The sequence below is a fragment of the Nocardioides guangzhouensis genome, from assembly GCF_004519545.1.
GTDB classification, from domain to species: domain Bacteria; phylum Actinomycetota; class Actinomycetes; order Propionibacteriales; family Nocardioidaceae; genus Nocardioides; species Nocardioides guangzhouensis.
The window spans coordinates 35643-47865 of sequence record NZ_SDKM01000016.1; the positions used below are offsets into that span (position 1 = coordinate 35643).

The window sequence follows — 12223 nt, forward strand, 5'->3', positions numbered from 1 at the left end:
GAATCCTGTGAAAGGTCGGACACCCAGCCGGTGCCGGGGCGACGCACAGCCTCCGCACAGGGAGCGCGCGCACCGTGGCGGGCATGAACGATGAGAAGAAGCCCGGCGACGCCCCGCTGCCGCCGGAGTACCACCAGGTCCCGCAGCCGCCGGCCCGGGAGTCCGCCGCCGAGGCGGGCCCAGCGGCGGGCCCAGCGGCGAGCGCAGCGGCGGGCGGAGGGGCGGGCGCAGGGGCGGGCGCAGAGGCGGCGCCGCCCGCGGAGCAGCAGGCCCCACCGCACTACCCGCAGCAGCCGCCGGGCTACCCGCCGTACGGCGCCGGGGCGCCGTACGGGCAGGCCTACGGCCAGGGGTACGGCGCGCCGTACGGCCAGCCCTCGGCGTACGGTGCCCCGGCACGGCCGCCGACCCGCTTCCGCGACCGCGTGCTCGGGATGCGCGCGGTCGCCGGCGTCGCCCTGGCCTCGGTGATCCTCGGCGGCGTCGGCGGGGCCGCGCTCGGTGCGGTCTCCTCGGGGAACGACGAGCGCGACGGCGGCCGGTTCGGAGGCGGCCCGGGCAATTTCCAGCAGGGGCAGAACGGTCAGCAGCCGTTCGGCGGCCAGCAGTTCCAGCAAGGGCAGGTCCCGCCCGGCGGCGACGACGACGGCCCCGACGACGGGAACTGACGAGCGGAGCCGACGAGCGGAACTGACCGGGGCTACCGGCCGGTCGCGGCCAGTCGGGGTTGATCTCCGCCGCGATCGGCGGTTGGGATGGGGGGATGACCGATGACTTCTCGGACCTCGGCACCCCTTCCACCTCCCGACGCGGCTTCCTGGCCGGCACCGCCGGGACCGGTCTCGGCCTCGCGGTTGCGGCCCCGATCGGGCTCGGTGCGGCCGCCGCGGCGGCCGCACCGGGCGGCCCGGCCTGGCCCGACGGGCCCGGCAGCCGCAACCAACCGCAACGACCGGATCCGGAGCTGACCTCGATCCTGGCCGCGATCGACCCAGCCCGGATCGAGGCCAACGTCCGCACGCTGGTCTCCTTCGGCACGCGGCACACGCTCTCCGACCAGGACGACCCCGAGCGCGGCATCGGGGCCGCCCGGGACTGGCTGTTCGACGAGTTCTCGCGGTACGCCGCCGCCTCGGGCGGCCGGATGACGGTCGAGAAGCAGTCCTACGTGCAGCCGCCGGCCAATCGGGTCCCCGTGGCCACCCGGATCACGAACGTGCTCGCCACGCTGCAGGGCTCGACCGACCCCGACCGGGTCTACCTCATCTCCGGGCACTACGACTCCCGGGTCACCGACGTCATGAACGCGACCGCGGACGCGCCCGGCGCCGACGACGACGCGTCCGGGGTCGCGGTCTCCCTGGAGGTGGCGCGGGTGCTGGCCACGCACCGGCCGGCCGCGACGATCGTCTGTGCCGCGGTGGCGGGGGAGGAGCAGGGCCTCTACGGCTCCACCCACCTGGCCGAGCAGCTGAAGGCGGCCGGCAAGGACGTGCAGGGCATGTTCACCAACGACATCGTGGGCAGCTCCACTGCCGACGACGGCAAGCGCGACCCGCGCAGCATCCGGCTGTTCGCCGAGGGTGTTGCGGCGGGAAGCGGAGTCCCGCCGCGTTCCCGCTCCCGCAGAGCTGACCCTGGCGCCCGGCCTGTCCCGAGCCCCGGCAATGGCAGCGGTATTGCAGGGAGTCGGCGCGGGACGTGTCATGGGGCCGCAATCGCAGCCGTATGACAGGGAATCGGGCGCGGGACCTGTCATGCGGCCGCAATTGCAGCCGAACGACAGCACACGCGAGCAAACCCCCGCGCGGGCACTTCGGGGCTCGGGCACAATGGCGCCCGTTGTGTCCGAGTCCTCCGCCCCGTCCCTGACGATCCGCTACCCGCCCGAGCTGCCGGTCAGCGAGCGGCGCGACGACATCGCCGCGGCGATCCGCGACCACCAGGTCGTCATCGTCGCCGGCGAGACCGGGTCCGGGAAGACCACGCAGCTGCCGAAGATCTGCCTCGAGCTCGGTCGCGGGCTGAAGGGCCTGATCGGGCACACCCAACCGCGCCGGATCGCGGCCCGGTCGGTGGCCGAACGGATCGCCGAGGAGCTCGACACCGAGCTCGGGGACCTGGTCGGCTACCAGGTCCGGTTCACCGACCGCACCTCGCGCTCCTCGCGGCTGAAGCTGATGACCGACGGCATCCTGCTCGCCGAGCTCCAGCGCGACCGCCAGCTGCGGAAGTACGACACGATCATCATCGACGAGGCGCACGAGCGGTCGCTCAACATCGACTTCATCCTCGGCTATCTCAAGCGGCTGCTCCCGAAGCGGCCCGACCTCAAGGTCATCATCACCTCCGCCACCATCGACCCGGAGCGGTTCGCCGCGCACTTCGCCGACCGGCGGGGGAGGCCGGCGCCGATCGTCGAGGTCTCCGGGCGCACCTACCCGGTCGAGGTCCGCTACCGCCCGCTCATCGAACTGCCCGAAGAGGACGAGGAAGGGGAGGCGTTCGTCCGCGACCAGACCGAGGCGATCCTGGACGCCGTCGCCGAGCTCTTGCAGGAGGGACCCGGCGACGTGCTCGTGTTCCTCCCGGGCGAGCGCGAGATCCGCGACACCGCCGACGCCCTCGACGGCCGCGCCGGGCTCGAGGTGCTGCCGCTGTACTCCCGGCTCTCCGCCGCCGAGCAGCACCGGGTGTTCCGGCCGACCGCCTCCTCGCTCACCCGCCGGGTGGTGCTCGCGACCAACGTCGCCGAGACCTCGCTGACCGTCCCGGGCATCCGGTACGTCGTGGACACCGGCGTCGCACGCATCTCCCGCTACTCCGTGCGGACCAAGGTGCAGCGGCTGCCGATCGAGCCGATCAGCCAGGCGTCCGCCAACCAGCGGTCGGGTCGCTGCGGCCGGGTCGCCGCCGGCGTCGCGATCCGGCTCTACTCCGAGGAGGACTACCTCGGTCGTCCCGAGTTCACCGAGCCGGAAATCCTGCGCACCAACCTGGCCTCGGTCATCCTCCAGATGACCTCGCTGGGCCTCGGCGACCTGGCCCGGTTCCCGTTCGTGGAACCGCCGGACCGGCGCAACGTCTCCGCCGGCACGCAGCTGCTGGAGGAGCTCGGCGCGCTGGACTCGGGTGGTTTCGAGACGGGCGCAGAGCGCCCTCCTCAACCACCGAAGGGCGGCGGGCCGCTGGTTGAGGAGCGAGCGCCAGCGAGCGTCTCGAAACCAGCGACGGGGCGCCGGCCGGGCCCCCGACTGACGAAGATCGGCCGCCGCCTCGCCCGGCTCCCGATCGACCCCCGCCTGGCCCGGATGATCCTCGAGGCCGAGCGCCTCGGCTGCGTGCGCGAGGTGATCGTCATCGCCGCCGCGCTGTCCCTGCAGGACCCGCGCGAGCGGCCCGCCGAGCAGCAGGCGCAGGCCGACCAGGCGCACGCCCGGTTCAAGGACAAGAGCTCGGACTTCCTCACCTGGCTCAACCTCTGGAGGCACCTCAAGCAGCAGCAGCGAGACCTGTCCTCGAGCGCGTTCCGGCGGATGTGCAAGCGCGAGTTCCTCAACTACCTGCGCGTGCGCGAGTGGCAGGACTTCGAGTCGCAGCTGCGCCAGGTCTGCAAGGAGATGAAGGTGCAGGTCGGCCAGCCGGCCGACGTACCCGACGCCGACGGCATCCACCAGGCCCTCCTCTCCGGGTTGCTGTCGCACATCGGCCTGCTGGAGGAGCGGGACAAGACCCAGCCGGGCCAGCGGCGACCCGGCCCGCGGGAGTACCTCGGTGCCCGCGGTGCCAGGTTCGCGATCTTCCCCGGCTCGGGGCTCAAGGGCGCCAACCCGCAGTACCTCATGGCCGGTGAGCTGGTGGAGACCTCCCGCCTGTGGGCCCGCCAGAACGCCGCGATCAAGCCCGAGTGGGCCGAGCGGCTGGGCGCGCACCTGGTGAAGCGGACCTACTCCGAGCCGCACTGGTCGCGGAAGCGCGCCGCGGTGGTCGCCTACGAGCGGGTCACGCTGTACGGCGTCCCGCTGGTCGCCGACCGGCTCGTGAACTACGGCCGGATCGATGCCGAGCTCAGCCGGGAGCTGTTCCTCCGGCACGCGCTGGTGTACGGCGAGTGGCAGACGCGGCACCGCTTCTACACCGAGAACCTCCGGCTGCTGGAGGAGGCCGAGGAGCTCGAGCACCGGGCCCGGCGGCGCGACATCGTGGTCGACGAGCACACCCTGTTCGACTTCTACGACGCCCGGGTCGGGGCCGACGTGGTCAGCGGTGCGCACTTCGACCAGTGGTGGAAGCGCGAGCGGCAGAAGCGGCCGGACCTGCTCACGTTCGACCCCGAGATGCTCACCCACGACACCGCGGCCGAGGTGCGTGCGCAGGACTACCCCGAGCTGTGGCACAGCGAGGGGCTGACCTTCCCGATCGCCTACCACTTCGAGCCGGGGGCCGCCGACGACGGCCTCACGATCGACGTACCGGTAGCCACGCTGAACCGGGTCGAGGCCGACCAGTTCAGCTGGATCGTGCCCGGGCTGCGCGAGGAGCTGGTGACCGCCCTGATCCGGTCGCTGCCGAAGAACCTGCGCGTGAGCTTCGTGCCGGCGCCGAACAAGGCGCGCGAGTTCCTGGCCGCCGTACCCGCCGGTGACGAGCCGCTGCTGACCGCGCTGACCCGCTGGATGCGGTCGACCACCGGGGTGGTCGTGCCCGAGGAGGCGTGGGACTGGACGAAGGTGCCGGAGCACCTGCGGCCGACGTTCCGGGTGGTCGACGACGGCGGCCGCGAGCAGGGCCGGGGCAAGGACCTCGAGGCGCTCAAGGAACCGCTGCGGCCGCGGTTCGCCGAGGCGATGGCGTCGGTCGCGTCCGACTCGGGGATCACCGCGACCGGGCAGACGACGTGGACGTTCGGCACCATCGAGAAGGCGTTCACGCAGGTGCGCGCGGGGCACGAGGTGCGCGGTTACCCAGCGCTGGTGGACGAGGTGTCGAGCATCGGCCTCCAGGTGTACGGCTCCGAGGACGAGCAGGAGGCGCGGCACCGGCTCGGCGTACGCCGGCTGCTGCAGCTGAACACCTCGTCGCCGGCGAAGGCGATCGTTGACTCGTTCGGCAACACCGAGAAGCTGGCGCTGGCCGGATCGCCGTACCCGACGGTGGCGGAGCTGCTCGACGACTGCGTCGCGGCGGTGCTCCAGCGCGCCGTGGACGCGCGGCCGCCGGTCCGGTCGGAGGAGGAGTACGCCGCGCTGCTGGCCGCGGTGCGCCCGGACCTGGAGGCGCGGGTGCGGGCGGTGGTGCAGGACGTGTTCACGGTGCTGGCCGCGTGGCGCCGTACGGACAAGACGCTGAGCGGGCGGGCCGAGATGTCCACGCTGCCGGCGCTCTCGGACATGAAGGCGCAGGTCGCCCGGCTGGTGCGGCGCGGCTTCGTCGCCGAGGCCGGGGTCGAGCAGCTGCGGCAGCTGCCGCGCTACCTCGCCGCCGTCGACCTGCGCCGGGAGCGGCTCGACGGCGACGTGGTACGCGACCGTCAGCTGATGGGCCAGATCGCCGACCTCCAGGCGGCCTGGGAGCACCGGGTCGAGGCGCTCCCCGAGGGCCGCCCTCCGGGCGCCGCGCTGCGCCAGGTGCGCTGGATGCTCGAGGAGTACCGCGTCTCCCTGTGGGCTCAGCAGCTCGGCACGGCGTATCCGGTCAGCGACGCCCGGATCCGCAAGGCCCTCACCTGACTCCCCACGATCGCCGGTCACCGCTGGTTGAGGAGGCGCGCCAGCGCCGTCTCGAAACCGAGGTGCGATCCGTGGCTACCCGCCGGACATAGGCTGAGCCGGTGACCGAACGGCGACACCACCGGCCCACCACCCCCGGCGCGCTCTTCTTCGAGAAGCTGGACGGCGGCGCCGACCCGCAGCTCGTCTCGGAGGCCGCCGACCGCGCGGCCACGTTGCTGGTCCGCGGTGCCCGGGACTCGGGGGACGCCGAGGTCGCCGGCCGCTTGCTGCACCTCGCCGACAACGAGGGCCTCGAGACCCTGGCCGACGTCTGGGCCGGGTCGCCGGCGGACTCGCTGGCCGGGTGCCTGTGGCGGCTCTACGTGCTCCGCGCCTGGGTGCACCGCGCCCCGGTGCAGGCGGCCGAGCAGTTCGAGTCCGGACGCGCGACCGCGCAGGTCGCCCGCGTTGTCGCCGGCGTCGCCGACCCGCCCGGCCCGGACGAGGTGCGGGCCATGGTCGACCAGGTGCTGCAGGGGATCGCGGGCGGCGACTTCGCCGACGTACTGCTGCGGGCCGCGGCGTTCGCGCGCGTCGTGGCGGTCGGCAGGGCGCACCTGAACAGCCCGGACGCGTCGCGGATGCTCACCATGAGCGAGCAGCTCGAGGCGGCGGCCCACCTGGAGCTGGCCGGCGAGCTGGCCTGACCGCAAGACCGGGCACCTCGGGCCGCAAGAAGGGGCACCTCGGCGGGAGGTGAAAGGCACGCCGGACCGGGAGCGCCTCACGGCGCGTGGCCGCTCGTAGCGGCTTGTGTTGGGACCCGGGGCTGCCGCGGTCCGGCGTGCCTCCGTCGAGTCTAAGGGACCGTTCACGGGAGCCAAGGCATTGTGGCAAAGGTGTGGAGGAGCACGCCAGACCAGTGCGCTCGACGGTCGCGGGGCGGTGGTTTCGAGACGCTCGCTGGCGCTCGCTCCTCGACCACCGGGGATCGCTCGGCCGCCATTTCGCACGGTTCGGCGGGGTGGGGAGGTGGGGCCTAGGGTGGGCGGCATGGACCTCGACCCCACGGACGGCGCCACTCGGGACGGCGACCCGACCTACGCGCCGGAGCTGGACGGGGAGCCGGATCCCGGCGAGGTGGTGTGGGCCTGGGTGCCCTACGAGGACGACCCGGGCCAGGGCAAGGACCGACCGGTGCTGGTCCTGTCGGTGACCGGGAGCGAGGTGCTGGCGCTGCAGCTCACGTCGACCGACCACGACCTCGACGCGGCGCAGGAAGCGCGTGAGGGGCGGTACTGGATGGACGTCGGCTCCGGTGCGTGGGACAGCCAGCGCCGCCCGAGCGAGGTCCGGCTCAACCGGCTGCTGCGCCTCGACCCCGCCGCCGTACGCCGCGAGGGCGCCGCCCTGGACCCGACGACGTACGCCGCCGTGGTCGCGGCCGCCCGCGAGCACCACACGTTCTAGAGGAGATCCCATGCAGACCCGTCGACTCGGAGACCGGACCGTGAGCGCGATCGGCCTCGGCGCCATGCCGCTCTCGCGCCCCCACCACGCGACCGGGGAGCTGCCCGACCGCGCCCAGGCGATCGAGACCGTCCTCGCGGCGCTCGACGTTGGCGTGACCCTGATCGACACCGCCGACTGCTACGGACCGGACGTCGACGGCTTCGGGCACAACGAGGAGCTGGTCGCCGAGGCGCTGCGCCGGGCCGGCAACCCCGACGTGCTGGTCGCCACCAAGGGCGGCATCCAGCGCGACGGTGCGACGTGGCCGATCTGCGGCCGCCCGGGCTACGTCCGCGAGGCGGCGTACGGCTCGCTCAGCCGGCTCGGCGTCGACGTGATCGACCTCTATCAGCACCACCGGCCCGACCCGGACGTGCCCTACGCCGAGACGATCGGCGCCTTCAAGGACCTCCACGACGAGGGCGTGGTCCGCGCGGTCGGCCTGAGCAACGCGGACCCCGCCCAGATCCGCGAGGCGCACGGCATCCTCGGCGACGCGCTGGTCGCCGTCCAGAACCAGCTCTCCCCGTCCTTCCGCACCAGCGAGCCCGAGCTCGACCTGTGCGACGAGCTCGGCCTGGCGTTCCTGCCGTGGAGCCCGCTCGGCGGGATGCGTCACGCGCACGAGCTCGCCGCGGACTTCGCGCCGTTCGGCGAGGTCGCCGAGGAGCACGGGGTCAGCCCCTACCAGGTCGCGGTCGCCTGGCTGCTGGCCAAGTCGCCGAACGTGGTGCCGATCCCCGGGGCCAGTCGGCCGGCGTCGATCCGCGACTCGGCCGCGGCGGTGCACGTCGAGCTCACGCCCGAGCAGTTCACGGCGCTGGAGAAGGGCTAGCCCAGCTTCGCGAGGGCGAGGCGCGCGGCCTCGGCGGCCGGCTCCTGGCCCGCCGGGTAGTTGTAGTCCTGCCCGACCAGCCCGATCTGGACGACGGAGAGCAGCGGGCCCGTGCGGCTGATCCCCACGCCGTCCCACTGCTGCTCGTCGGCGCCCTTGTCGCCGTAGTGCACGACGTACGCGTCGGCGACCGCCGTGCCCTGGGCGAGGGAGTCGAGCGGGCCGACCTCGACCGTGCCCGCCTCGACCTGCTCGGCGCACTTCTTGTGCCAGGTCTTCAGCACCTGGTGCGCGCGCCAGGCGGACTTGGCGTCGGAGAACTCCGCGAGCACCTGGCCGCCCTCGACGGTGTCCTGGTTGCTCGTGAACGTGCGCACGACGGCGTCCCCGGCGCCCAGCGAGGCCATGTCGAAGCGCTGGCAGGTGCCGAAGGGTCCGTCCTCCGCTGCGGTGGACGCGACGGTCCACTCGGTCTCGTCGTTCGCGCCCGGCAGCTCCGCGGCGGTCAGCAGCCGCGCCTCCAGCCCGGCCTCCGCGGGCTCGCTGGAGGTGTCCTCGGTGGGCGCACCGGTCGCCTCTTCGGCCGCCTCGGTGGTGACGGTCTCCGAGGGCGTGGCCGGGTCGTCCACGACCGCGCCGCGGTCGCCGCTGGTGGTGTCGGGGTCGTTCCCGCAGCCGGCCAGGGTGATGAGGAACACGGCGACCACGGCTCCGGTTCGGAGGGTCCGACGTGTCACGCTGGAGGGCGCACGGCGGCGCAGGGGTGCCATGTCGCCTCACTGTAGGGCGCACCGGAGGTCGCGCCCGGCCGTGCGTGTGGCGTGTCCCGATATCGTGGGGCCCCACGTGGTGATCAGGGAAGGCTTCAGGGTGCGTAGGGCTGCGTCGTTCGTGTGTGCTGTTGTGCTGGCCTCGATGCTCGCTGCCTGCACCAGCGACGACGAGCCGACCCCGGATCCGGTCGGCACCAAGGACGACCCGGTCAAGCTGAGCTTCATGACCTACGGCCCCGACGAGGAGGTCGAGGCCTACGAGTCGATCGTCGAGGACTTCAACGAGACCCACGACGGGGTCGAGGTCAAGCTGCACCACGTCGACAACCAGGACGCCGCGCTCCGGGCGCTGCGGGCCGGGGTCAACCCCGACGTCTTCCTGCTCGCCCGCCGCGACCTCGCGGAGATCGTGAGGGACCAGCGCAACCAGCCGGTCGACGAGCTGCTCGACTCCCGCGGGGTCGACTTCGGCGACTACTACAAGCGTGACGCGCTGCAGGCCTTCTCGCTCGACGACCGCCTCCAGTGCATGCCGTACGGCGTGTCCCCGATGGTGATCTACTACAACACCAACCTCATCGACTTCGAGACGATGAAGGAGCAGGGGCTGCCGGCACCGGGCCCGGAGTCGACCTCCTGGAACTTCGAGCAGTTCTCGGCGGCCGCCGACTACGCCACCCGGAGGGGCACCAAGGGCGTCTACGTCGCGGCCTCCCTGCAGGGGCTGGCGCCGTTCGTCTACTCCGGGGGCGGCCAGGTCTTCGACGACCCCAAGGAGCCGACCACGCTGACCCTCTCCGACGACTCGTCGCGGGAGGCGCTGGGCACCACGATGGAGCTGCTGCGCACCGACCGGCTGACCCTGTCGCCGCGCCAGCTGCGCAGGAAGTCGGCGCTGCAGCGGTTCAAGGAGGGCAAGCTCGGGATGATCGCGGGCTACCGCGACCTGGTGCCCGAGCTCCGCAAGACCCCGAGCCTGAGCTTCGACGTGATGCCGATGCCGGCCATCGAGAGCAGCCGCACCGTCGGCACGACCACCGGGCTGTGCATGTCCTCGGAGCCGTCGAGCGTCTCGGCGGCCGCGGACTTCATCGTCGACGCGATCTCCACCGAGTCCGTCTCGCGGGTCGCCGAGGCCGGCTACCTCGTCCCCTCCAACAACGAGGTCGCCGAGTCCGATGCCTTCCTCCAGCCCGACCGGCTGCCGGCCCACCCCGAGGTGTTCAACAAGTCGGTCCGCGACATCGTGATCTCCCCGCCGGACGTCGACCTCAAGCGCCTGGAGCAGGTCATCCACCCCGGCATCTACCGGCTCTTCTACGCGCGCATCCTCAACATCGAGGCGGTCACCGAGTCGATCGACGAGGCGAGCCGGTCGGTGGTCGGCGCCGGGGAGAACAGCACCGACGAGTGACCCCACTCAGGAGGCGGCGTCTTCCTGGGTGTCCTCCTGGGTGTCCTCCGCCGCGGCATCGGCCGGTGGCTCCTCGTCGCCGCGCACGATCGCCTCGGTGACCAGCGGCGCCACCAGCTCCACCTGCCACGGCCGCGCGGCGTACGACGTGAGGGCGGCGCGCACCTGCTCGGCCAGCCGGTCGGGGTCGCGGGTCGCGGGCGGCTGCCAGAGCACCCGACGGAGGTGGTCGGGGGTGAGGAGGTTCTCGACCGGCACCCCGGTCTCGTCGGAGAGGCCCTGCATGAGCTCGCGGGTGATCACCAGCCGGCGGGCCGCGGCCGGGTCGCGGTCGGCCCACGCGCGCGGGGTGGGCGGCCCGTCACCCCGCGGGCCGCGCTGCGGGAGCTCGGACTCCGGCATCTCGCGGGCGGCGTCGATCGCGGCCGCCCAGCGGTTGGCGTACCGCTCCGCGCCCCGGCCGTGGAAGCCCTTGGTGCCGAGCAGGGCGGCCTTGTCGGTGGGCATCGCGCTGGCGGCCGCGATGATCGCGGAGTCCGGCAGGATCCGGCCGGGAGTGACGTCGCGGCGCTCGGCGATCTCGTCGCGGGTCTGCCACAGCGCCCGCACCGCGGCCAGCGCCCGGCGGCCGCGGATCCGGTGCAGCTGGGAGGTACGGCGCCAGGGCTCGGCCCGCTGGACCGGCTCGAACCCGAGCAGGTGCTCGAACTCCTGGCGCGCCCACTCGGCCTTGCCCTGCTCCTCGAGCTCGGCGGCCATCACCGCCCGCAGCTCGACCAGCACCTCGACGTCGAGGGCGGCGTACTCGAGCCACGGCTCCGGCAGCGGCCGCCGCGACCAGTCGACCGCGGAGTGTTCCTTGCGCAGGGACTTGCCGAGACGGGACTCGACCAGGGTGGCCAGCCCGACCCGTGGGTAGCCCAGCAGGCGGCCGGCCAGCTCGGTGTCGAACAGGCTGACCGGGCGCAGCCCGACCTCGGCCAGGCAGGGGAGGTCCTGGGTGGCGGCGTGCAGGATCCACTCGACGCCGTCGATCGCCTCCGCCAGCGGGGCGAGGTCGTCGAGCCCGATCGGGTCGAGCAGGATCGTGCCCGAGCCCTCGCGGCGGATCTGGATGAGGTAGGCGCGGGAGGAGTAGCGGTAGCCCGAGGCCCGCTCGGCGTCGATGGCCACCGGGCCGGTGCCCGCGGTCAGCCGCGCGGCGACCTCGGCGAGTGCCGGGGCGGAGTCGGTGACGGGCGGGAGCCCCTCGCGGAGCTCCAGCAGGGGAACGTCCTGGACGGGGGCGGACTGCTCCTGCTCGGGTGTGTCGTCGTGGCTATGGTCCGTCACCGGGAGATCACTGCCCGCGCTGGCCGCGGCGGCTCGGCATCGCGGTGACGCCCTCGGGAACCGGCGGAAGGCCGACGGTCGTGCACAGCAGCTCGCCCCAGGCCTCGACGTGGGCGGCCATCCCGAGCGACCCGTCCTCGTCCTCGACCGGTGTCCACGACGCGCGCAGCTCCAGCTGTGCGGTCGCCTCCTCGTCGCCCATGCCGCCGAAGCTCTCGGTCGCAACCCGGGTCACGGTGCCCGACGCTGCGGCGTACGACGCCCCGTGCGCGTCGAGCGCCTCGGTGAGCCAGGACCAGCCGACGGCGGCCAGCATGGGGTCCGTGATCAGCTCCGGGTCGATCTCGGCGCGGACGTAGGCCACACACCGGAAGGTGCCCTCCCACGCGTCGTTGCCCGCCGGGTCGTGGAGCAGGATGATCCGTCCGGTGCCGACGTCGGTGCCGTCGACGGTGACGTCCGCGGAGAGCGCGGAGGCCCAGGGCGCGATGCGCTGGGGTGCCGGCATCTCCTCGCACAGCACCTCCGGCCGCATCCGCGCGGCCCGCATGTCGGCGACGGCTGCCCGGAACGGTTCGGGCATTCCGCCCGCGCCCGTGCCCGGGTGCGTCTCTTGCCGGACGACCATGCCGCCAGCCTAGGCCGG

General features: G+C 73.2%; 10 protein-coding genes. 7 read left to right on the forward strand and 3 right to left on the reverse strand.

Translation table 11 applies throughout. From position 1 onward, the window contains the following. Positions 1-83: 83 nt before the first annotated feature. From EKO23_RS26465 to EKO23_RS12240, 6 genes are all read left to right on the forward strand, one after another. On the forward strand, positions 84-668 hold the full coding sequence (locus EKO23_RS26465) for a hypothetical protein (RefSeq protein ID WP_281280912.1): 585 nt from the start codon (positions 84-86) through the stop codon (positions 666-668). Between the two features lie 95 nt (positions 669-763). Beyond that, entirely contained in the window at positions 764-1732 is a 969-nt protein-coding gene (locus EKO23_RS12220) for a M20/M25/M40 family metallo-hydrolase (RefSeq protein WP_134717638.1), read from the forward strand. Positions 1733-1832: 100 nt separating this feature from the next. Next, a complete protein-coding gene (gene hrpA / locus EKO23_RS12225; protein ID WP_167880442.1) occupies positions 1833-5729 on the forward strand; it encodes an ATP-dependent RNA helicase HrpA in 3897 nt (1298 codons plus the stop codon). Positions 5730-5830: 101 nt separating this feature from the next. Further along, a complete protein-coding gene (locus tag EKO23_RS12230) occupies positions 5831-6418 on the forward strand; it encodes a hypothetical protein (protein ID WP_134717642.1) in 588 nt (195 codons plus the stop codon). A gap of 346 nt (positions 6419-6764) precedes the next feature. After that, positions 6765-7181, forward strand: a complete 417-nt coding sequence (locus EKO23_RS12235; protein WP_134717644.1) for a type II toxin-antitoxin system PemK/MazF family toxin — start codon at positions 6765-6767, stop codon at positions 7179-7181. 10 nt (positions 7182-7191) lie between these two features. Beyond that, entirely contained in the window at positions 7192-8058 is an 867-nt protein-coding gene (locus EKO23_RS12240) for an aldo/keto reductase (RefSeq protein WP_134717646.1), read from the forward strand. Here the strand turns inward: EKO23_RS12240 and EKO23_RS12245 are convergent. Next, on the reverse strand, positions 8055-8828 hold the full coding sequence (locus EKO23_RS12245) for a hypothetical protein (protein WP_167880443.1): 774 nt from the start codon (positions 8826-8828) through the stop codon (positions 8055-8057). The genes EKO23_RS12240 and EKO23_RS12245 overlap by 4 nt on opposite strands. Positions 8829-8928: 100 nt before the next feature. Here EKO23_RS12245 and EKO23_RS12250 point away from each other — a divergent pair, with 100 nt between their 5' ends. Further along, a complete protein-coding gene (locus EKO23_RS12250; protein ID WP_167880444.1) occupies positions 8929-10245 on the forward strand; it encodes an ABC transporter substrate-binding protein in 1317 nt (438 codons plus the stop codon). A gap of 6 nt (positions 10246-10251) precedes the next feature. Here the strand turns inward: EKO23_RS12250 and EKO23_RS12255 are convergent, their stop codons facing one another. Both EKO23_RS12255 and EKO23_RS12260 read right to left on the reverse strand, forming a co-directional pair. Further along, positions 10252-11577, reverse strand: a complete 1326-nt coding sequence (locus EKO23_RS12255) for an HRDC domain-containing protein (RefSeq protein ID WP_134717652.1) — start codon at positions 11575-11577, stop codon at positions 10252-10254. A 7-nt stretch (positions 11578-11584) separates the two neighbouring features. After that, the gene (locus tag EKO23_RS12260; protein ID WP_175582691.1) at positions 11585-12205 is read right to left on the reverse strand and encodes a DUF3000 domain-containing protein; all 621 of its coding nucleotides are present in this window, start codon (positions 12203-12205) and stop codon (positions 11585-11587) included. Positions 12206-12223: the final 18 nt, after the last annotated feature.